Source organism: Neisseria sp. Dent CA1/247 (assembly GCF_022870825.1).
Taxonomy (GTDB): Bacteria; Pseudomonadota; Gammaproteobacteria; order Burkholderiales; family Neisseriaceae; genus Neisseria; species Neisseria zoodegmatis.
In genome coordinates, this window is the sequence record NZ_CP091522.1 from 2325976 (window position 1) to 2347608 (window position 21633).

18 protein-coding genes are annotated in these 21633 nt (G+C 44.1%); 9 read left to right on the top strand and 9 right to left on the bottom strand.

Annotated features, from left to right (window positions below; genetic code table 11):
- Nucleotides 1-5 precede the first annotated feature (5 nt).
- The gene (rpsI, locus tag LVJ85_RS11440) at nt 6-398 is read left to right on the top strand and encodes a 30S ribosomal protein S9 (RefSeq protein WP_244739909.1); all 393 of its coding nucleotides are present in this window, start codon (nt 6-8) and stop codon (nt 396-398) included.
- A gap of 152 nt (nt 399-550) precedes the next feature.
- Here the strand turns inward: rpsI and LVJ85_RS11445 are convergent, their stop codons facing one another.
- Nucleotides 551-1501, bottom strand: coding sequence for a CysB family HTH-type transcriptional regulator (locus LVJ85_RS11445; RefSeq protein WP_244739910.1), 951 nt, complete (start codon nt 1499-1501; stop codon nt 551-553).
- A 446-nt stretch (nt 1502-1947) separates the two neighbouring features.
- On the opposite strand from LVJ85_RS11445, the gene LVJ85_RS11450 reads away from it, so the two are divergent.
- The 8 genes from LVJ85_RS11450 to LVJ85_RS11485 all read left to right on the top strand — a co-directional run bounded on the left by LVJ85_RS11450 (nt 1948) and on the right by LVJ85_RS11485 (nt 10458).
- Nucleotides 1948-2688, top strand: a complete 741-nt coding sequence (locus tag LVJ85_RS11450; RefSeq protein WP_085363425.1) for an OmpA family protein — start codon at nt 1948-1950, stop codon at nt 2686-2688.
- 245 nt (nt 2689-2933) lie between these two features.
- A complete protein-coding gene (gene thiL / locus LVJ85_RS11455; protein ID WP_244739911.1) occupies nt 2934-3893 on the top strand; it encodes a thiamine-phosphate kinase in 960 nt (319 codons plus the stop codon).
- Entirely contained in the window at nt 3886-4374 is a 489-nt protein-coding gene (locus LVJ85_RS11460) for a phosphatidylglycerophosphatase A (RefSeq protein ID WP_085363423.1), read from the top strand. The genes thiL and LVJ85_RS11460 overlap by 8 nt, the downstream gene beginning before the upstream one ends.
- A 29-nt stretch (nt 4375-4403) precedes the next feature.
- The gene (apaG, locus tag LVJ85_RS11465) at nt 4404-4772 is read left to right on the top strand and encodes a Co2+/Mg2+ efflux protein ApaG (RefSeq protein ID WP_085363422.1); all 369 of its coding nucleotides are present in this window, start codon (nt 4404-4406) and stop codon (nt 4770-4772) included.
- Nucleotides 4773-5081: 309 nt separating this feature from the next.
- A complete protein-coding gene (locus tag LVJ85_RS11470; protein WP_085363421.1) occupies nt 5082-6458 on the top strand; it encodes a sodium:alanine symporter family protein in 1377 nt (458 codons plus the stop codon).
- Between the two features lie 129 nt (nt 6459-6587).
- The gene (gene bioD / locus LVJ85_RS11475; protein ID WP_244739912.1) at nt 6588-7259 is read left to right on the top strand and encodes a dethiobiotin synthase; all 672 of its coding nucleotides are present in this window, start codon (nt 6588-6590) and stop codon (nt 7257-7259) included.
- A 322-nt stretch (nt 7260-7581) separates the two neighbouring features.
- Nucleotides 7582-8757 carry an efflux RND transporter periplasmic adaptor subunit gene (locus tag LVJ85_RS11480; protein WP_115134772.1) on the top strand — a complete coding sequence of 392 codons (1176 nt, stop codon included), beginning with the start codon at nt 7582-7584 and terminating at the stop codon, nt 8755-8757.
- A 177-nt stretch (nt 8758-8934) separates the two neighbouring features.
- Nucleotides 8935-10458 carry a DHA2 family efflux MFS transporter permease subunit gene (locus LVJ85_RS11485; protein WP_244739913.1) on the top strand — a complete coding sequence of 508 codons (1524 nt, stop codon included), beginning with the start codon at nt 8935-8937 and terminating at the stop codon, nt 10456-10458.
- A gap of 113 nt (nt 10459-10571) precedes the next feature.
- On the opposite strand, the gene tssE is transcribed toward LVJ85_RS11485, so the two are convergent.
- The 8 genes from tssE to LVJ85_RS11525 all read right to left on the bottom strand — a co-directional run bounded on the left by tssE (nt 10572) and on the right by LVJ85_RS11525 (nt 21364).
- Nucleotides 10572-10985, bottom strand: coding sequence for a type VI secretion system baseplate subunit TssE (tssE, locus tag LVJ85_RS11490; RefSeq protein WP_085363418.1), 414 nt, complete (start codon nt 10983-10985; stop codon nt 10572-10574).
- Nucleotides 10986-11528, bottom strand: a complete 543-nt coding sequence (tssJ, locus tag LVJ85_RS11495) for a type VI secretion system lipoprotein TssJ (protein WP_244739914.1) — start codon at nt 11526-11528, stop codon at nt 10986-10988.
- Nucleotides 11529-11886: 358 nt separating this feature from the next.
- Entirely contained in the window at nt 11887-12990 is a 1104-nt protein-coding gene (gene tssG / locus LVJ85_RS11500; RefSeq protein ID WP_244739915.1) for a type VI secretion system baseplate subunit TssG, read from the bottom strand.
- Nucleotides 12954-14726 (bottom strand): type VI secretion system baseplate subunit TssF, encoded by a 1773-nt coding sequence (tssF, locus tag LVJ85_RS11505; RefSeq protein WP_244739916.1) that lies wholly within the window; start codon nt 14724-14726, stop codon nt 12954-12956. Before tssF ends, tssG begins: the two co-directional genes overlap by 37 nt.
- Nucleotides 14727-14736: 10 nt before the next feature.
- Entirely contained in the window at nt 14737-16377 is a 1641-nt protein-coding gene (gene tssA / locus LVJ85_RS11510; protein WP_244739917.1) for a type VI secretion system protein TssA, read from the bottom strand.
- Nucleotides 16374-19631, bottom strand: a complete 3258-nt coding sequence (locus LVJ85_RS11515) for an ImcF-related family protein (protein ID WP_244739918.1) — start codon at nt 19629-19631, stop codon at nt 16374-16376. The genes tssA and LVJ85_RS11515 overlap by 4 nt, the downstream gene beginning before the upstream one ends.
- A gap of 294 nt (nt 19632-19925) precedes the next feature.
- Entirely contained in the window at nt 19926-21101 is a 1176-nt protein-coding gene (locus LVJ85_RS11520) for a hypothetical protein (RefSeq protein ID WP_244739919.1), read from the bottom strand.
- Nucleotides 21101-21364 carry a PAAR domain-containing protein gene (locus LVJ85_RS11525; protein ID WP_244739920.1) on the bottom strand — a complete coding sequence of 88 codons (264 nt, stop codon included), beginning with the start codon at nt 21362-21364 and terminating at the stop codon, nt 21101-21103. Before LVJ85_RS11525 ends, LVJ85_RS11520 begins: the two co-directional genes overlap by 1 nt.
- Nucleotides 21365-21633: the final 269 nt, after the last annotated feature.

The window sequence follows — 21633 nt, forward strand, 5'->3', positions numbered from 1 at the left end:
ACGACATGAACGGTAAATACTACTACGGCACTGGCCGCCGCAAAAGTTCAGTGGCTCGTGTATTTTTGCAAAAAGGCACCGGCCAAATCATCGTAAACGGCCGCCCTGTTGACGAATTCTTCGCTCGCGAAACCAGCCGCATGGTTGTTCGCCAACCTTTGGTTCTGACTGAAAATGCCGAATCTTTCGACATTAAAGTTAATGTAACCGGTGGCGGTGAAACAGGCCAATCCGGCGCAATCCGTCACGGCATTACCCGCGCACTGATTGACTACGATGCCTCACTGAAAGCCACTCTCTCCCAAGCCGGCTTCGTTACCCGTGATGCTCGTGAAGTTGAACGTAAAAAACCGGGTCTGCGCAAAGCGCGCCGCGCCAAACAATTCTCAAAACGTTAATCTGTACTATATACAGAAGCGTTGCAAACAAAAATCCCTGCCTACAAACAGGGATTTTTGTTTTTCGATAAAACTTGATTCATAACCAACTACATAACCAAAAATAGACTCGCTAAAGTCAAATAATATTTGGAAAGCCACATGTCATTTAATTATATAGAGAAATCCTCTTGAACAGGCTCGTACAATATTTTATCAATCCTCTCCCTACTCAAATCAGAAGAAAATAATTTTATAAAGTCATAAGCATAACCGCGGAGATAAACATCAGGGCGCAAAGCAATATAAGTTTGAGAAGGCTCAAACAAATGAGAAGCATCAATAAGATGCAAATCCTGATCGGCTTGTTTGTCATATGCCATCTTAGCCATCAAACCAACCCCTAACCCCAAGCGCACATAAGTTTTTAACACATCAGTATCAGCCGATGCCAACGCTATGGGCGGCATGTCTAAACGAGCCTTATGGAAAGCACGGCAAATATTACTGTTATTATTCATCGCAAACTCATACGTCACCAATGAAAAACGTGCCAAATCGGTAATACTTAAGGGATGTTTACAATCTAATAAAGGATGATCATCCGGCACCAAAACAGCATGAGTCCATTCAGAGCAAGGTAATTTGCGCAACTCATCACCCTCTTCAAGGGATTCGGTTGCAATAGCAAAATCCGCATCTCCGCTCATCACCATTTGAGAGATGCCAGAAGGATTACCCTGCTTTATACTCAGCTGAACTTTCGGATATTTTTTCACAAATTCCGACACAACCCGAGGTAAAGCATATCTTGCCTGCGTATGAGTTGTTGCAATGATTAACGAACCGCTATCTTGCTCAGTAAACTCATTACCAATATTCTTAATATTCTGTACATCACGCAAAATTCTCTCTGCCAACTCCAATACGGCTTTTCCCGGTTGAGAGACCGAAACCACCCGTTTACCACTACGTATGAAAATCTGTATACCAAGCTCCTCCTCCAAAAGGCGGATTTGTTTGGATATGCCCGGCTGCGAAGTAAAGAGTGCCTCCGCAGCTTCAGACACATTTAAATTATGTCGGGAAACTTCTAGAGCGTAACGTAATTGTTGTAACTTCATATTGACTCAAAAGATGAGGACTTGTGGATTATGTACGACAGTTTGGCAACAATGTAGCATACTTTAACAAACCATGCCCAACAGCTTAACAATGCACAGTAAAGCTTTTGTTTTTTAATAAACAATCTTTTAATTATATTAATCAGCCATATTTTTTCAGACAATTTTATGTGGTTTTTGTGCAACTACAAATCTAACAACAATCGGTTTTATCTGTAAATAAATGACACAAGATTGATTTTTCGGCATGATTTACAAACAGGAAGCGGGTCTTTGCCGTTGTGTGCCGGTGTCGTGCTATTGACAGTTTGCCCTCTGCTTCTTTATAGTGCAAACTGATATATCCGATTTGCCGCCGTTTTACAACAGTGGCCTGTATATTTGGTGATGTGTAGCGGATTGAAAATATATAACTGCTGCATAACAATCTTTGATGAGGGAATAAAATGACCAAACAGCTGAAATTAAGCGCCTTGTTCGTTGCCTTGGTTGCTTCAGGCACCGCAATGGCTAGTGAACCGCATACCAAACACGGTTATACCGTAGACCGCCAACAAACTGTTGTACGCAACAACTATGGCGAGTGCTGGAAAAACACCTACTTCAATAAAGAAACTCAAGGCCGTATTGAGTGTAACGATGCCGTTCCGGTTTCTACCGCTCCTCAATATGCCGATGAAACTGTTTCTTTATCTGCTAAAACTTTGTTCGGCTTCGACAAAGACAACTTGCGTCCAGAAGCTACTGAAACTCTGAACGGCTTGGCTCAACGCTTGAGCAACACTAACGTTGAAGCTGTACGTGTTGAAGGTCATACCGACTTTATGGGTTCTGACGAGTACAACCAAAACCTGTCTGAGCGCCGCGCTAATGTTGTTGCCAATTACTTGGTAAACCGCGGTGTTGCTTCTAGCAAAATTTCTGCTGTTGGTTTGGGTGAATCTCAAGCTCGCATGACTGCTTCCTGTGAAGCCGAAGTAGCTAACTTGGGCAAAAAAGTTTCTAAGGCTAAGAAACGTGAAGCTTTGATTGCATGTATCGAACCTGACCGCCGTGTAGACGTTAAGATCCGCACTTTGGTTACCAAACAAGTTGCTCCCGGTCACGTTGAAGGTGAACGTCCTGCTACTGAAGGTGGTTGGTTGCCAGCTCCTGCTTCTAAATACCACGGTTACACCCGTCCGTAATTCTTTTACGACATCAGTGAGATTTAAAACCCCGCTTGAGCGGGGTTTTTGTTTAAAACACAATATCAATTATTTACTTCATCACTGCATGACATCGACTATGCTGACAAAATATAGCCTGACTTGATGTATAAGATTTTATTCTCAGCAACATTTAAACCCATAAAGGTTTGTCTTTTACGGGGAAATCCTTATTTCCAAATAAAATTTAAGAAATATAAGATTTTTAAAGTATTGTTTTAACAATGAAAGAATTCGATTTTATTAAAAACTATTTATACAGGCAGCAAAAGGATTCCGACGTATTACTCGGGATCGGGGATGATGCAGCCATTGTCCGTCCCCGTTTGGGATGGGACTTGTGCTGCAGCAGCGACATGCTTTTAAAAGATCGCCATTTCTTTGCTGATGTATCCCCTGCCGATTTAGCCTATAAAATTTTAGCGGTCAATATCTCAGACATGGCCGCAATGGGTGCCGTGCCGAGATGGGCTTTATTGAGTGCAGGGCTGCCTGAATTGAATCCAAACTGGCTTAACGAATTTTGGGACAGCTTGTTTACTCTAGCAAAGCAATTTGGCGTCACTTTAATTGGCGGCGACACCACTAAAGGCGACTTAGCATTTAATGTTACAATAATTGGAGAGCTTCCTCAGGGAAAAGCATTACGCCGTGATGCAGCACAAATGGGGGACGATATTTGGGTTTCCGGCACGGTTGGTTTGGCGGCAGCTGCTTTAAATTGCCATTGGAAAAACATTGAATTACCAGATACTGTTTTTACTTTATGCGAGCAAGCCCGTTTACGGCCCAAGCCAAGGGTTGATTTAGGAAAGGCTCTACTGCCTTTTGCACACGCCGCACAAGATATTTCAGACGGCCTCGCACAGGATATCGGGCATATTTTGAAAGCCTCCGACGTAGGAGCCGATATTTTCGCAGACTGCGTACCAACTTTGCCTGCATTGCGCAAAATACTGGATAAAGGCGTTTTGTATGATTATATGTTGGCGGGCGGAGATGATTATGAATTGCTGTTTACCGCACCCGAATCATGCAGAGAAGCAGTCTTGGCGGCCGGGCGAGTGAGCGATACACCCGTTACCCGTATCGGCAAAATTAACGATAGTGGCCGTCTGAATCTTTTAGACTCAAACGGTCATCACATTACATTAACTTCTTTAGGTTTCGATCATTTTGGCTGACTTCAAACCGAATTTTTCATGGCTGAAAACACGGCCTTTATGTTTTTTGGGCTTCGGCTTCGGCAGCGGTCTTGCTCCGGTTGCGCCCGGCACTTTTGGTACGCTACCCGCTTTACCGATCGCTTTCATGCTGCATCTCGTTGGCATTTCGGGATGGTGGCTGGCGGCATTTTGTGCGATATTATTTGTGTGGGGCATTCGGATTTGCAGCCACACCGAACGCGAGCTGGGCATTTACGACTACGGCGGCATCGTTTGGGATGAAATCGTAGCCATGATGTTGGTGCTGGCATTCGTGCCTTTTAAATGGACGTGGTGGCTGGCTGCATTTGTAGTATTCCGTCTTTTCGATGCTCTCAAACCTTGGCCGATAAAATGGCTGGATGCGCGCTTGCACGGCGGCTTAGGCATTATGTTGGACGATCTGGTAGCCGCCCTGTTTACTATATGGACTTTGAAAATCTTAGCTTGGCTGATATAAGGCCGTCTGAAAATATACGGGAATTGAAAATGGATGAGATTGAAATCATTGTAGAACCAAGCTTTGTGGCGGATGAAAGCAATATTGCCAAAGACAAATATGTATTCAGCTACGACATTACCATTCACAACCACAGCGATGAAGTGGTCACGCTGCGTAACCGCCATTGGCGCATTACCGACGCTCACGGAGAAGTAGAAAAAGTATCCGGCGTCGGCGTGGTTGGCGAACAGCCTGTGCTTTACCCCGGCGAACATTATTATTACAGCAGCGGGGCGCATCTCAATACCCCGTGGGGCTGCATGGAAGGCAGCTACGAATTTGAAGACAGCTATGGCGAGCGCTTTTCTGTGCCGATTCCTAGATTCGACTTAAGGGCAGATTTTGTTGTGCATTGATTTCTGGTGTTGCAATACAATCTTTGCGAGCTAAAGATCATGCGACCACGTACCTCTCAAGCACTGTAATTCTATTTTTCCCTTTTAATAACCAGAGGCCGTCTGAAATTTCAGACGGCCTCTTAGCGTAATCACAACTGCAAGCAATTATTCTTTCAGATAAGCATGTGAAGCTGAGAGACCTGAATCGCCGACTGCTCAACACGCTCATTATGGTTTATTGAAACAGTTTAACCCCTGCTTGCAATTCTTTACGCCTTGTGCTGAAATGTGGTCACTAAAACAAAATGCCAACAATCAGGAGCAAATATGGATGCCTTGAAAAACTTTTTCGACACGGTAGGCGGCTGGGTCTGGGGGCCTGCGATGCTGGCTTTGCTCGTCGGTACCGGCGTGCTGCTGACCATTATGCTGAAAGGCTTGCAATTCAGTATGTTGGGTTATGCACTCAAACAAGCGTTTATGCCCCACCGCAAAAAGGAAGACGGCAGCGACCACGATGGGGATATTTCCCATTTCGGCGCATTAATGACCGCGCTTTCCGCCACCATCGGCACCGGTAACATCGCAGGCGTAGCCACAGCCGTAGTAGCCGGCGGCCCGGGTGCGGTGTTTTGGATGTGGATTACCGCCATTTTCGGTATGGCCACCAAATACGGCGAAGGTGTTTTGGCGGTTAAATACCGTATTACCAATAAAAAAGGCGAGATGTCCGGCGGCCCCATGTATTACATCGAGCGCGGCTTAGGCAGCAAATGGAAATGGCTGGCTTACGCTTTTGCCTTGTTCGGTACGATTGCTTCGTTCGGTATCGGCAGCTCGGTGCAGTCGAACTCCGTTGCCCAAGCGGTACACACCAGCTTTCATATTGACCCGCTCTACACCGGCATCGTCTTGACCATTCTGACCGCAATTGTGGTATTGGGCGGCATCCGCAGTATCGCCACTGCATCGTCTCTGATTGTACCCATCATGGCGGTGCTTTATGTCGTCGGCGGTATCGTGGTTATTCTGATGAATCTTGATTTGGTCGGCCCTGCGTTGAATATGATTTTTACCGATGCGTTTACAGGCCAAGCTGTGGCCGGCGGCGCGCTCGGCAGCGTAATCCGCTACGGCGTGGCACGCGGCGTATTCTCTAACGAAGCCGGTATGGGTTCCGCTCCGATTGCCGCTGCGGCTGCCAAAACCGACCACCCCGTGCGTCAGGCTTTGGTTTCTATGACCGGCACTTTCTTAGATACGATTATTGTCTGCTCGATTACCGGTATCATTTTGGTAATGGGTTTGCTGGGTGCCGGCGGAGAATTTGTGAAGCCTGAAATCACCGGCGCGGCGCTGACCACCACCACATTCGACCGCCTACTGCCCGGCCCCGGCGGCTGGGTAGTAACCATCGGCCTGATTTTCTTCGCCTACTCCACGATTTTGGGCTGGTGCTACTACGGTGAGAAATGTGCGGCTTATGTGTTTGGTGACAGTTTTGCCAATGTGTACCGTGTGATTTATGTGGCTTCCGTGATGATCGGCACAGTCGCCAGCTTGGATTTGGTATGGTTGGCAGCCGATACGTTCAACGGCTTGATGGCGATTCCGAACTTGATTGCGTTGATTATGCTGTCAGGGGTTATTGCCAAAGAAACGCAAGACTTTAAAGCCAAACGCAAGAGCGGCGAATTGCATTGATGTTTTTTCAGACGGCCCGGTTATCCGGGCTTTTTTATTGCGGTGGCTTAACTGCCATTGTGTCGCGTTGACTTTAGTCTCTTATAATCCCCCCATTCCTCATATTGTAAAAAAGGCCGTCTGAAATTTATGGAACCCCGCATTTACTTCGTTACCGGCACGGATACGGAAGTCGGAAAAACATTTTGTACTGCTACACTGCTGCATGCCGCAACACAAGCGGGAAAGAAGGCCATCGGGTTCAAACCGGTAGCCTCCGAAGCCGACGGCAACGGCCAGAATCCCGACGTGCTGCGCTTGCAAGCCGCTTCGTATATCCAACTGCCTTATCATGCCCACAACTGCTATACCTTCCACGAAGCCACAGCCCCGCATTTGGCAGCAGCAGACGAAGGCGTAGAAATTCAGCCGCAATTACTCAGCCGGAGCTTGGCCGATTTAAAACAGCACGGCGACTGGATATTGGTGGAAGGTGCAGGTGGCTGGCTAACGCCTTTAACAAGCGACATGGATTTTTCAGACTGGGTAGCCGTAGAAAAGCTGCCGGTTATTTTGGTCGTCGGCATGAAGCTCGGCTGCATCAACCACGCCATGCTGACCGTGCGCGCTATTTCCCAAGCCGGATTGCCGTTGGCGGGCTGGGTAGCAAACTGCATCAGCGCCGCCCCTCACCGCCTTGATGATTACCTCGATACTTTGAAATGCCGCATTCCGGCGCCACTGTTGGGTGTGATTCCCTACTCTCCCGCCGCCTTTCCCGAAGCCGTCTCTCAATATTTTTCTATTCAGCATTTATTGTGAACACTTGAGGCCGTCTGAAAAGTTTATGGTTAATTCAGACGGCCTCAAGCGCCATACTCCAACCACGCTATCTAGCTGATATTTTAATGCTTTCAACGGCATCAACATCAAGCAGTTTTATGCAAGTAGCAGATTGTAACTTGCCTGATTAAATGACTGGGCGATAAAATACCCACAATTTTCAGGGTTATTCCCAATCAATAATTTTTTGAAAAATAGCCCATTCAAAGATAAAAAAATCGGTGCTGGAAAACGGTTGCGCAACGCCTTATGACAAGGCCGTCTGAACAGCGTTTTCCCTCAAAAATCAGGAAACGGGATGATGGATACTCCGCAAAATATTGCTGAAAATGTAAACAGACGGCGTCAGTTGTCCCGCCGTAAGCGTAATCTTACCTTGGTTACGCTGTTTTTTATCGTAGTAGCATTGGGATTCGCGCTGATTCATTTTCTAGTGTGGCAGCACGAAGAGGAAACCGATGATGCCTATGTGGCCGGACATTTGGTACAAATCACGCCCCAAATAGCAGGTACCGTGCGCCGCGTTATGGTGGACGACACCGATATCGTGAAAAAAGGCGATGTGTTGGTAGTGCTCGACGACACCGATTTCCAGCTTGAATACGACCGCGCTCAAAACGAACTGATTCAGGCCATCCGCCAAAACAAACGGCAAGCCGCCACCTCTTCCCAAGCCAAAGCACAAGTTCTTGTCCGTAAAGCCGAATTGGCCAAAGCCCAAGCCGACTTGCGCCGCCGTGAAAGCCTCGAAGGAACGGATGCCGTTTCCGGCGAAGAACTCAGCCATGCCCGCGCCGCAGTCGTGCAGGCACAAGCGGCTTTGAAAGCGGTAGAAGCCGAGGCAGATTCCGCACAAGCCGTTTTAGGTAAAAACATCCCGTTGCGCCAACAGCCTGCCGTTCAGACGGCCATCAGCCATATCAAAGATGCTTGGTTGAATTTGCAGCGCACACAGATTCGTGCGCCGATGGCCGGACAAGTTGCCAAACGCAATATTCAAGTCGGCCAGCGCATTGCTCCCGGCACTTTGATGATGGCGGTTGTGCCGTTAAGCAATCTGTGGGTTGATGCCAACTTCAAAGAAGTGCAGCTGCGTAAAATGCGCATCGGTCAGCCGGTGGTGATGACTGCCGATTTATACGGCAGCCGCGTGGTTTATCACGGTAAAGTTATGGGCTTATCCGCCGGCACAGGCAGCGCGTTTTCCCTGCTGCCGCCGCAAAACGCCACCGGTAACTGGATTAAAGTAGTTCAGCGCGTGCCCGTGCGCATCAGCTTGAATCCGCAGGAACTCAAAGCCAACCCTCTGCGCGTGGGCTTGTCGATGACGGTTAAAGTCGATACATCCAACAGCATCAGCGGCAAAAGCATGGCCGAAGCTGCCGATAAGCAAGCGGTTAGCGCCGAAACCGATATTGTCGATTGGTCGGCTGCCGATGCTTTGATTGAACAGATTTTTGAAAAATACGCTAAATAATCTCAGAATGGTCGTTAAACATACCAACGAGGCCGTCTGAATTCGGATTCAGACGGCCTCATCATACGGATGCTGCCGAAAAATTTTTGCCGTTCCTATTTGGATTCAGCCATCATCATTTGCTGTATCAAAGCTGTTTGACCAAGCCCCATTCTGCGATGGAAAGTGATTGAGATTATGGCTCATCCACCTTTAAAAGGCGCCAACCTGATGTGGGTAACGCTGGCATTGAGCTTGGCGGTGTTTATGGAAGTTTTGGACACCACCATCGCCAATGTCGTCGTGCCCGTTATCGCCGGAGATTTGGGTGCCGCCACCACACAAGGTACATGGGTAATCACCGCATTTGCCGTTGCCAATGCCATTTCCGTACCGCTAACCGGTTTTCTCGCCAAACGCTTCGGCGAAGTTAAAATTTTTCTGGCCGCTACATTGGGGTTTGTCGTTACCTCATGGCTGTGCGGCATCGCCGATAATTTGCAATTGTTGGTTTTGTTCAGAGTATTACAGGGGTTTGTATCCGGCCCGCTTATTCCTTTGTCCCAAAGCCTGCTGATGGCTTCTTATCCTCCCGACAAACGTACCTTAGCTCTCGCTCTTTGGGCGATGACTGTCGTGGTCGCGCCGGTATTGGGGCCGATTTTAGGCGGCTGGATTTCAGACAACTGGCACTGGAGCTGGATTTTCTTCATCAATATTCCCGTAGGCATTTTCTCAGCTTGGCTGGCATGGAAGCAGCTTGCCCACCGTGAAACGGAAATCCAAAAATCGCCGATAGACTATACCGGCTTGGCTTTGATGGTTATCGGCGTCGGCGCTTTGCAAATGATGCTCGACCGCGGCAAAGAATTGGATTGGTTTGCCTCAAGCGAAATCATCCTCTTGGCCGTTATCGCCTTCGTTTGCCTGACTTATTTCATCGTGTGGGAACTGGGCGAAAAACATCCGATTGTCGATTTATCCCTTTTCAAAGACCGCAACTTTACGGTAGGTGTTATCGCCACCTCGTTGGGCTTTATGATTTACATGGGCACGCTGACCTTGCTCCCCTTGGTTTTGCAATCCAACTTAGGCTACACCGCCACTTGGGCGGGATTAGTGGCCGCGCCGGTAGGCTTCTTGCCGATATTGCTGTCCCCTATCATTGGTAAATTCGGCGGCCGCATCGATATGCGTTGGCTGGTCACAGCGAGCTTTTTAGTCTTTGCCTATACCTTTTACTGGCGCACCAGCTTCTATGCGGGCATGGATATGTCGAACGTTATCTGGCCGCAATTTTGGCAGGGCTTGGGTGTAGCCATGTTCTTCCTACCCCTCACTACCATTACCCTCTCAAGAATGCAGGGGTCGCAAATCGCCGCCGCCGGCAGCTTGTCGAACTTTTTAAGAGTATTTATGGGAGGCGTGGGCGTATCTGTCGTCACCACAACATGGGAACGCAGAGAAGCCCTTCACCATGCCCGACTTACCGAGCAAATTACGCCCTATTCCGTTGAAGCCCAAACTGCCGTTCAAAATATTTCACAAGCAGGAATGTCGCCGGCACAAAGCATGGAAAGCATCACCCGAAGCATTACCCAACAAGGTTTTATCATGGGATCCAATGAGATTTTTTGGGCTTCAAGCTTATTATTCATCGTGATGATTGCCATCATTTGGTTGGCCAAACCGCCTTTCGGCTCATCTTCGAGTGGACATTAATGGATTGGCCAATACCCAAATCATAAGTATTGGCATCTAAGCTAAATGGAGGCCGTCTGAATTTATTTTCAGACGGCCTCCAAACAAAATAAAGCTTTTACAGCAGCTATTAATCAACGCTTGGTTTGACGAACATTCACCACACCTTCCGGCATAAAATAGGTATCAATTACTACGGCTCCTACCTTCTCAATCCTGCATTCCAGCTGGTAGCACAAAATCATTAAATTATCTTTAGATTCAGTCAGCCTAATGTCCAAACCGGTTAAACGCGGCTCATATTTGAGTAAGGTCGCATGCATGTGGCTACGTAAATCTTTCGCACTGGATGGCAGATTTTTATACACCATACTGAGATCCGGAATACCATAATCCGGAATGTGTTTTAGAGCCCCACTTCGCGTATTAAGAATACGCTGCATGTTATCCAACACACTCTTAATCAACTGAAGGCTGTCGGGCAAATCTTCCATCCGTTGGCCGTCTGAATAGTAGCCGGTCAACTTTTCATACAGGCCGGCTTCCATTTATTGATCGGCCTTACCGTCTTGCATATACAAACCGATTTCTTTCAGCTCAATAACCAAAGCTTTTTTATTGGAGAATTTTTTCTTAGGAATGATAATTTTCCATGTTTGGCTGTCATCCGAGCGGTTAAAAAACGCCACAATACCAACATATTTAGTATCGGGATGGATTTCTTCATCCACACTGATAGACTCCCCCGGACGGAAAGTTAACTGCTTGCTCGATAAAAGATTATCGCCCAACAAAACGGTATCTTGGTTCAACAAATCCCGATAGGCTGCGGCATCGAAACTTTGGTTGTCTTTTAACTGGTAAATCCTAACCACCGTTGATAAAGATTGCCCCCGCTCAGTTTGATTAACACCATGACGTGCAATGATATCCAACTTCAATACTTTGAGTTTACTGAAAAATATACTGCTGGACGTTTTAACCGTGCCTTCTTTAACCATTTGCCACGCACCGCAACCTGCAAGGCTGGCGAGCAGCAAGCCATACATAAGAATTTGAGTATATTTTTTAAATTTAAGCTTTGCTTTCATGGTTTAACCCGTTATTGAATTATTTAAATTAATGAGTAATAAAACGTCTGCCTGTTTCGCCATTCGGCAAGCCGGCCATACTTAATGATCAATAGCTGGATATTTTAGCCCAAGATAATCCACATTAAGTAACAATAATGATTTTTTAATCTTGCAACTGCTCAATATTGATTATTGTGGAAATGAAACCTTTTATTTCCAGGCATTTGATATCATTTTTATAAATATACAGTTGTTTTTGCGCTACAACAGAATAACAGCTTAAGAAGAGCCAAAATTCGATTGTTTACCCTAAAAACCTTTAACTAAATATAAATATGCCCCTGCTCCCAAGAATTTTATTCATACCTAATGTTTGTCAACAAACATAATGGGCGATTTTAATTCTTTTATCCGTCTTGGCAGCACCCAATCCCGTATTGATTTTCAACATTTGTGCTCCGCTTAATTTCGTTTGGCTTATCCATTGTTTTCTAATATTCAAATATATAGCCGCATCGGTTTGATAGCCCAAATAGATTTTCAGCAAGCCCAACAATTGTTGATGTAGATTTTTCTTCGGCAGCAAATCCAACATATCTTGATATGAAGAAGGGGTAATATCTATATGAATCAGATGGCTACAATCCTTCATTCTTTTTCCCACTACCGCGCTGCCTCCGTCAAGTTTTAAAGTCCCTTTGCCCAACTTGAGATAGCTTTCCACATTTATCCACTGAGGCTGAAATTCAGAAACTTTTACTTCTGAGAAAGGAGAAATGTAATTCACAATGCTCTTTACGCCGTCTGCAGTTCGAGTACGTTGATGAAAAACACCTAATAAACCTAAGATTTTACTGTCTAATAAAGGTTGAACTAAATCCCCACTGTTCTCTTTCAAACTTTGCCCTAGCAGATGCAGCAAAGTTAATGACGTTTTATCTTTTCCTCCGTTTAAGAATTGGAAGGGATAGCGATATTTTTTCCAAGCCTGATAAAACAAGCTACTGATTCTATGGTTAAAAATATCTAGGAACTCTGCAAGACTTCCCGATCCTTCTTTCCCCGTTGCTATATCGTTTAAGAAATACTCAGGCAATATCGAATCAACACCATACAATCCGAGGAATGTTGTGTAAACAGAAGGGATGGCTGACGATTCCGTATCAACCTTTGCAATTTCCCCTGCAGGAAACGCCAAAGACTTTACTCGGCGAAACCGAATGTTTCGATGTAGGCCGTCTGAATGATTACCACTGACTTTTTCCAGTAAGTAACAAAACTGGAAAAAATTCATTCTATCCGCAGAATCAACAACACTTTTACCCAATATACTGCTAAAAATATTGTTGATACTCTTTTGAAATACCTTTTCCGTACTTGGTATTTCCCAGCTTGCCTGCTCTTTCTTAACCTTGTTGTCTTCCGCAGCCAGATTTGCTGTATTTAAAACCGAACGGTAGTGGTTTTGCTGTCTTTCCATTGATATTGTTTTCCTGAGGGCAGCGACACAATCGTAAATCGGGTAAACAGATTTAAATCTGCATACATGGCAAAAAACTCGTTTAACAGTTCTCCAAACAGATAAACCTCGGCCTCACCTTCAAAAGCATCTTCATCCAAGGTAAGCGTAATATGCACGCCTCGTTGAACCATGCCTTTTTCAAGCCTTCTGACTTGTTGATGGCTCACATCTAAGATGCCGTTTAATTTTCGCTTATTGAGCTCATCTTCGGTCCAATCATATATGGCTAACGCTCCTTTCAATGTATCTTTATTCAGTAAAGACAAATAATTAGGAGCAAGATGAGACAATATGCGCCATTGAAATCTATCTTCCGTAGGTGGGTAACATGACAGCGTAGGCGTTAAGAGATTCCGCACCTGAATAATATTCGGAATGCCTGATGATTTATCTCGAATCTGTGTTTCTCTTAGTGTTTTTCGAGGAATTTTGCCGTTTGTCCCTGTAACTTTTAAAGATAAAGTTTCAAATGGCAACGGATTTTGCTCTTCCCATGCATGTCCGCCCAACATCAAGTAAGTTTCATATTTTCCGCCCACACCTTGTTTTACTCTGGTATGGAAATAGCGTTCGGGAGCATCATATTTCATTAACCCTCCCCGATGCTGAAAAGATGAAAAGGGTACATATTGATAGCGGGTTCCGGCATGATGATTAAACGCATCCACGGCATCCACAGAATATATCTCTACATTAATACTGTCATGAAGCAGGGGTTTAATCATATATTCATGATTCAAATGATCAACCCTAACCGGCTCTGCCTCCATGTCGAAAAGATTGATCGCAGGCGTACAATGTAATCTAAGCGCATCCGCATCAAACTTGAGCTCGACCGGGTAATTTTTAGATAACACCACATCCACAGAAAATTCTGACGAGGAGTCAGGAATATCAGAAAAATCAATCCCTTCCAAATCAACAAAAAAGAATTTTTGCTTAAAGCAAAAATACTCTAAAAGCATTTGATAGCCTGAAAAACTGTTATTTTCTTTACGCCACAATCGCTCTTCAGATCCAAACCCTACTGAACTAAATTTAATATTGTGCTCAGGGGCAAACTTTTCTCCATCAACATTCAAATTTGTATGATCAACGTTGTGCAATAAGGCATGACGTAATGCAAACGCTACGGGCTCTTCCGCCGATATATATAGTCTGAGCTTAGAGATATCCAACTGTTGCCGCTGCATCTGCTCACCGAACCTAAATCGAATGCGGATAATGCTGCGGCCATTAAGATCATGATCCAGCATGCTATATAAAATGTGCAAAGGGACTAATTGGACATCATGAGTTGTTCTGTATATACAGCGGGTCTGACGATCTTCTACACTTACTGCTTCAGATTGAATAGGAACGCCTTTTTCAACAGTTTGATTTCCCTGTAAAGTTTTAAAATCAGGTTGAAACTCCAGCACCGTTAAAGAAGGAATCATTCTTAAATAGTGCGGCCACAGCATATTTACCAAGCTTTCAGTCAGCTCCGGCAAATCGTCATTCAATTTTTGTTGGATACGCCCCGTTAGAAAGGCGAATCCCTCAAATAAACGCTCTACATAAGGGTCTCGCGTTCCTAAACGATTGATATTTAAAAGTGCTGCGCGATCAGGGTAAGCTTTTGAAAACTCCAAACCCGCTTCTCTCAAATAGCGCATCTCTTCTTCAAAATATTTTAAGGTGGGGTCCGACATATTCATGGCCTTAATACAAGGTAATTAAAGCTTTTGCAGCATCAAGTTTGACCAATCTGTTTTGAAGGTCACTTATTTTCTCTATGATCTTGCTTTTCTCATGTTGGGCATCTTTCCGCTTGGCTTTGGCCTGCAAAAAGCCACATTGCAGCTTATATAAATCGAATGCAAAATCCTTATCCCATACTTCTACGGGCATGCCTTGCATTTCATCTACAGCCCGATCCAACAGGTATAAAGCCCATTCGTTTTTTTCGTAGGCATCTGCCAATTTCGCCATCATTAAAAGCTTGTGGCATAAAAACTTACCGTGTTGTAATTTAGGATGGTCAGATAACCATGCCATAGCTACTTCTACACCTGAAGCAGCAGCCATTGTTACTGCTTCTTCATATTGGTTGTTTTCCTCTGAAGCAATCAAATCCATAGTTTGGGATGATTGTTGAGGGTTACTGCTTGGCTGGGTGGATTTGAGCACCTGTTTTTCTAGCCATTCCAAGACATTATCAGATGCAAAAGCCATGCCATCATCAAACATTAATCCGGCCAAACCATCGCATCTTTCTAAAAAAGAGGAAAAGTCTGCCAAAAACGATGTTGTTTGGCTTGAATAAATGCCCCCTAAAGACACTTGAGCTTTCCAGGCATAATATTGCAGATCAAGCCAATAATGATTGGCACCTTCTAAAAAAGCTGCTTCAACTTTTTCTAATAAATCCAACCAGTTTTCTTCTTTTTCCAATCTTGCTAAGTTTGCTACAACATCGGTTCGCGGTGCTTTCAAACGGGTTTTACCATCCACCGCTGGAGGGCAGCTGTTCAAAGCGCCCCAACGTATTGCTCTGATCATTTTGCATGCAGACCAATAACCGTTTTCTTGTTGCCTCAAAAAAACCGCTATTACCCTTGTCTGATCCAACAACATCTTGCTGGAGCTGATAGTAGCTACTGGTGAGGGCAATGATCCCGTAGTATTAGCTTCATTTGCACTTGATATGGGTTGGTTTTGTGTATGATCGAAATCAGCAACTGCAGAAGATTGACTACTTGAATCAGGAGCAGATGCTTTTTTCAGCCGAAGTGATGCTTGTTCAAATTTCTCTAAAACAGCACCAAACCCGGGACGAGCTCCTTCATCCCAACTCATACAGATATTTTGCAGGAGAACTAACGAAGATAATATTCTTTTGAAAATGTCTTCGTTATCAATCTCCAATGTCTCTAAAACATCAAGTGTCCTGTTGCCCATTAACCAAGACAACGCAGTGTATCTTTGCTGAGGCTTTTTAGGCCAAACCTCATTGCCAAATGATGAAAGTAAACCACATATCAGTTCTAGGCCGTCTGAAAAACCAGTAAGGCCTTCATCACGCAGTTTGGCGTAAGCATAATAAGCGCCCACCCGCAAATCTTTTGCCTGCTCTTTTAATAATTGTTCGCTTAAACGGATAATCAGCCCTACATCTATTCCACTTAATTTAGCCAACTCTGATTTAACCGTTTCAAAGTCATCTTCGTAGCTAATATCACTGCCTGTCGGCATTTCTTCGGAAATGGGGTTTAGCCAAGTAACCCAAGCTGCCAGCCTCTCTTCTGCCAGCGAGCTTGGATTCTCTCCCAAGACTGATTTGATCCAATCGGGGACCATCATTTTGCAGAAACCTCGAAAATTCTGTTCGGAATATGCACGTTTCTCATTTCAAGCAAACCTAAAGGCCCTTTGCCGGTGTTGGTACGAATGTAAAAACGGATGGCTAGATTATTATCAACTTCAGACTCGACCAGGTAAGTTCCACTATCAATCGGTGTTACCCGAGCTTTATCTAATAAACGGATAAATCCAAAACGCCCGTTAAATTCAATATTTTTTCTTACTCCGGAGGCATCACTTTCCCAAGTGATTTGCGCTCCTGAAGCATTCACGTCTCCAGGCCATCTGAAAGCTTTCCATTCCGCTTCTTGGTTAAAGTAATTTAATGATTGTCCGTCAAGCATCAAAGAGAACGAGGTAACGCCTGCCGTTGGAGCCGGTTTCAATTCAAATGTATATCCGACTTCTCCGTTAACAAATAAATCATTTGCAATAAGCCCCAGCTTATTAATTTGATTTAAAAATTCCCTATTCACCTTAAACTCTTGTCCAGGAACTTCAACCCAGCGATGACCTTGTTTCGTTAAAATACCTTTCAATTGCGATTGGATAAATTGATCAAAATTACCTTTATTCGGCTCAAAATATTTAACAAGTACAGGAATCGCAACTTCAATCTCACTTGTGCTTAGTGGATATTTACCACCCATATCCGCTTCCACAGCAGACATAACATTTTGATGCCACACTGAGTTGATGTTTTCTTGAGCGACACCTGATAAGCTTCCCCACGATACATGGAATGGTTTCACAAAAACGTTGTTTGCAAAAGCCATTAACTTATCACCTACCCCGGCTTCAACCAGTCGTGCGTATTGCAAACCGTCTGTAAATTCATTTTGTTCACCAGACATAACACCTTGTACAGCGATACGGGCTGCACCTCCTGTATCAGACGAACCGACAATCTGAATTAAACGCTGCTTAGTTGCCGTTACTTTTTCCAAATATCTTTGCAAGCTCAGATCACTTTTGGGATTGACGTTGGCATCAATCAACTGTAGTAAGGTTGCAAATTGATCGTGTAATGGCCCTTGCAAATAGTCTTGCACTTGCTCTTGCACCGCTTTTACTTCTTCAGACTGGCTTTCTAATGCGGCAGCAGCCAATTGGCGCTGACGAGTTGATACTTTTGCAGCTGCAATTTTCTCTGCTTTGTTTAATACCGCTTGATTTACGGAAATTCTTTTTGCATCAATCATGCTGTTTTCTTTAATAACATCCATCAATGCTACTAAAGGGGAACGTTGAGGATCAGCATAAACATGCAATTGGTTCACAGCCTCCAAACTCTTATTACGGCTTACCCATGAAATACTGTTCAGCACCTCGAACCATGCCGCAGCATATTCAGAGAAATATTTGTCTTTAAGGGTCTTGATGGCAATTTCATTCACTTCAGCTGCCGACAGTTTGCCCGCTAGAACCCAATCATCCTCATGATTATTTTTAGAGGCCGTCTGAAAAGCAGGTTCGATATACTTATTCCATGCCTCTACTGTAAACACGCCCGGCAGTTTTTTAGCAACCACCCATTCATTCTGTATATCTCTTTTCAAGATTTCAGCCAAAGAAATGCTCGGAAACTTTTGATTACCTTCTTCAATAATTTTTCTGTAAACATGCTCTTCGGTTTGCACATCGCCCATCCATTTAGCTAAGACCTGACGAGTGTTATCAACCAAGAGAGCATCACTTTGCGATGCCCAACTTTGATGCTGGGCAAGACGTTGTGTGTAGAAAGCGACAACTTCCTTAATCTGGTCATTCTTAGTCAAATATCCGTCGAATATCAAAAGCATGTTTGAAGCCAAGAACTGAGGATCCACTTTATCCGTTCTATCAGTTACCATCAGATAGGCTTTTAAGATATTGTAATACTCATCGCCATTCTCAATACTGGCGCTGTTATATCCGTCTAAATAAGACAAATGATCAGTCCATTTTTGTAAAACGGGTGAAACCACGGCCGCTTTAACCGCTTTACCATATTCAAGATAGGCCGTATCAAGCAATTCTTTACTATGGTTGTAACCTACGGCAGTCAATATTTTTCCTGAAGTACTGGCTTTTTTCTCTTCAAGGTAAGTGATCTGTTTTTGTAATTTAATGATGCCAGCCAAGTTATTAATTGAAGAAGAATTTTGCTTCAACTGCATGATACTTTGCTGCAATGTCGCCATATCTTTGTGGCTGTTATAAGCAGCCATTGAGAAACCCACTGTTGCCAACACAGCAAGGATGCTTAACCCTCCGTAAATTTTATCGGGCTGAGTCCATTTCAATTTCTTGCCTTTATTGAAGTCGGCAATACTGTTGAAAGATTGATAAATCAAATCAGGCAGCAAGTCCTGCTGTCTAGCATGAACAAAAGCAACAGTATTAAGGCTGTCTGACTTACCCATCTCTTTTTTATTCAGAGAAAGCTTCTCTGCAATAATGCCATTTGAAGCCTGTAATTTTCGTGACAACAACGCAGCTGCAGCCGATGTAGGCTTCTCCTCAATCGAAAACGTACCCATACCAGACAATTCAAAAGCAAACCGATCCAAATCTTTTTGAATATTTTCCTGCTTCGTTTCCAACACTCGATGGGTAACAGAATAAGGTTGGGTATGCTGATGGTTTCTATCAACGTAAACCATGTTAACAGGCAGCAACCATCCCAACTTATCCATAAACGATTTAATAGCACCGGAAAATTGTTCTGCAGAATTGATTTCATCTGACAAATACACAATCCCTTCAGCCGGCTGCACACCCTGACCACGCAGGCCATTCCATCCCTCAAGCGGCTCCGGGGCATGGAGATCAATCCAAAAAGCCGAATGGCTTTCTACCCACAAATGGGTTTTAATTTCAGGGAATACTTGCAGAACTACTTCATCCGAACCATCAACAAATATCCAAGGCTTTCTATGGTTTTTATATTGGGTAGTCAAAGTGTAAATTTGCTGTAACTGTTCCCAACGTTGAACATTTCCGAGCAAACGAATGGATTCAGAAGGCTCTTCTTTCAATTCTTCTGTGATTAATTTTCTTGCACCTGCATATCGGCCCGACCAGCCAGACCATACATAGCGAATGATCATAGGCATTAGGAAAATCAGTGAAGTGATGACTACCAAGCACATCCAAACAACTGTTTTTTGCATTGAGCCTTCGAGGCCTATTTTAGAGCCGAAAAAATAAACTAAACATCCGGATAGAATGCTGATAACAAGAAGGATTAAACCCAGAAAAAGTGGTCTCATGATTTTTAATTTCCAAAAAATCCAACAAGAGTAAAACTAACGTGAAATAAAAAAGGAATCTTGCGATTCCTTTTTGGGTGTCATTATTAAAATTTCTTTAATAGACAAGCACATTCAATCGTTAACATATACGACAAACGATTAAAAACTTTCCTCGCAGGCGTAAGATTATTCAACACGCATGAAAAAATCAATCAGTTTATGTTAAGCGGTTATTTTATGATATTGGCGTTACTATGTTATTGAAACCTTTTTACCACAACCCAATTTCACGTTTCTTTCTTACTTACTTAATTATGAGGTATGTGAAAAAGAAACCAATCCCAAATACGCCTTCTGCTGATCGCCCGCCAACCATAGAACATCCTTGCCTGACATCTCGCTATTGAGCGCAAACCACAACACCAGCCAATGCGAATTCACGGCTCCATCGAAATAACGATCTGTCGTAAGAACCTCTACACCATCTTTTCCACGCCAAAATTTCAAGCCGGAAGCATAAAGATTCTCTAATAAAACCGACATCTTATCCTGCGCAATATTACCCAGCCACATCGCACTCGGCTCTTTGTCTTTTAAAGCATAAGGGGCGTATTTTTTTCTTACCAACTCCCCTAAAGCTTCATTATCTTCATAATCCAATTCAATCTGCCTAAACACATATCCTTGAATATTTGCTTGCTGTTTTGCCGCAGACTGCTTGGGAACAAACGCAAACCAAGCGGCACTTTCAGGCGCGGCATTATCTTCATCTTCATTTAATGCCAAGGATAAAACTACAACTAATTTTTCAGGCGTAGTTTGAATCCAATTACCCAATGCCTCGATCCCGTGCTCCAACAAGCTGATTTCAGTTTGGACTTGTTCAGAAATACCGGAGTAATTCAAATAATCAGAAAGCGCTTGAAAATCTTCCTCTCTCGAATATTCATTGGCTACATCTAAGCAAACAAGCAACTCTTTATAAGGAAGAGCGGCTAACATACTCTCAACAAATCCGCCAAACTCTTTGAATATGTCTTCCTTAATTTCATAATCATCTTTTTCCGCACGGCCAAATACGGCGGGGCTGCCTTTCCGCATTTCTCCCTGCTGAGCCAGCACATCCGACACATTCAGACTTTCAGGCAAATAAATACCCGAGCCGACTACCGCAATATTTTTTTGCGCCCAATTTTGCCAATGCTGGCGGATTCTGTTTTTTTCTACTTCCCACGCATCAAATTGGCTTTTCCGGCTGTATTCCCAAGAAAAAAACATCAAGCGCAGACTTCCCCACAACAATAAAGGGACGCCAAACAGCAACACCCAAAAAAGCAGCGAAAAAGGTCTGTTTTGCCAAAGAGACAAGATAACCGGCACGCTCAGCAAAAATATAATAAACAAGCCCGCAAACCAAAATAAGGGCTTATCAAAGCGATATTTTTCCAGCTTTACCACTTCAGGAATATCAGGAATCGGCCAGTCCATCAATCGCTCCCCACAGACGGCATGCTGCTGATCAACGCGCAGCCACAAGCACATTTACACCCTTCAACGGCCACCGCTTTATCTTGAAAAGACATAAAAGTGCTCCCTTCGATAATAGGATTCACACCATGATCGGGTATGGGACAGCTGACCATATCGCCCACCAAAGCCGCCGGCTTGCCATCAATAACCATTTGCGATGAGGCCTGAATGACATTTCCACCGTGGGTGGTCGCATCGCCCAAGCGGATAATTCCTTTCATAGAACCGTTCCTTAAAACTGAGAATAGAATGCCAGCATTCTACATTGCTTTATCATATTTTCACAAATCAGTCTCATTCAAACGCCCTAATTTTTAACTGAAAACAGCAATCTAATCATTATTTCAACTATATGATTTAAATAAATAAAACATCAAATCCACTTTGAAGCTTCGATACACCATTCCAATATTTCTTTTTTCCAACGCCATTGAAAGAAATACAACATGACAACTCTTTTAGATTAAATGAAGTTCATTTCAGACGGCCT

Excerpts from the sequence above, each read along its gene's own strand:
- rpsI (WP_244739909.1), top strand. The coding sequence starts at position 6 with ATGAACGGTAAATACTACTACGGCACTGGCCGCCGCAAAAGTTCAGTG.
- LVJ85_RS11445 (WP_244739910.1), bottom strand. The coding sequence starts at position 1,501 with ATGAAGTTACAACAATTACGTTACGCTCTAGAAGTTTCCCGACATAAT.
- LVJ85_RS11450 (WP_085363425.1), top strand. The coding sequence starts at position 1,948 with ATGACCAAACAGCTGAAATTAAGCGCCTTGTTCGTTGCCTTGGTTGCT.
- thiL (WP_244739911.1), top strand. The coding sequence starts at position 2,934 with ATGAAAGAATTCGATTTTATTAAAAACTATTTATACAGGCAGCAAAAG.
- apaG (WP_085363422.1), top strand. The coding sequence starts at position 4,404 with ATGGATGAGATTGAAATCATTGTAGAACCAAGCTTTGTGGCGGATGAA.
- LVJ85_RS11470 (WP_085363421.1), top strand. The coding sequence starts at position 5,082 with ATGGATGCCTTGAAAAACTTTTTCGACACGGTAGGCGGCTGGGTCTGG.
- bioD (WP_244739912.1), top strand. The coding sequence starts at position 6,588 with ATGGAACCCCGCATTTACTTCGTTACCGGCACGGATACGGAAGTCGGA.
- LVJ85_RS11480 (WP_115134772.1), top strand. The coding sequence starts at position 7,582 with ATGGATACTCCGCAAAATATTGCTGAAAATGTAAACAGACGGCGTCAG.
- LVJ85_RS11485 (WP_244739913.1), top strand. The coding sequence starts at position 8,935 with ATGGCTCATCCACCTTTAAAAGGCGCCAACCTGATGTGGGTAACGCTG.
- tssE (WP_085363418.1), bottom strand. The coding sequence starts at position 10,985 with ATGGAAGCCGGCCTGTATGAAAAGTTGACCGGCTACTATTCAGACGGC.
- tssJ (WP_244739914.1), bottom strand. The coding sequence starts at position 11,528 with ATGAAAGCAAAGCTTAAATTTAAAAAATATACTCAAATTCTTATGTAT.
- tssG (WP_244739915.1), bottom strand. The coding sequence starts at position 12,990 with ATGGAAAGACAGCAAAACCACTACCGTTCGGTTTTAAATACAGCAAAT.
- tssF (WP_244739916.1), bottom strand. The coding sequence starts at position 14,726 with ATGTCGGACCCCACCTTAAAATATTTTGAAGAAGAGATGCGCTATTTG.
- tssA (WP_244739917.1), bottom strand. The coding sequence starts at position 16,377 with ATGATGGTCCCCGATTGGATCAAATCAGTCTTGGGAGAGAATCCAAGC.
- LVJ85_RS11515 (WP_244739918.1), bottom strand. The coding sequence starts at position 19,631 with ATGAGACCACTTTTTCTGGGTTTAATCCTTCTTGTTATCAGCATTCTA.
- LVJ85_RS11520 (WP_244739919.1), bottom strand. The coding sequence starts at position 21,101 with ATGGACTGGCCGATTCCTGATATTCCTGAAGTGGTAAAGCTGGAAAAA.
- LVJ85_RS11525 (WP_244739920.1), bottom strand. The coding sequence starts at position 21,364 with ATGAAAGGAATTATCCGCTTGGGCGATGCGACCACCCACGGTGGAAAT.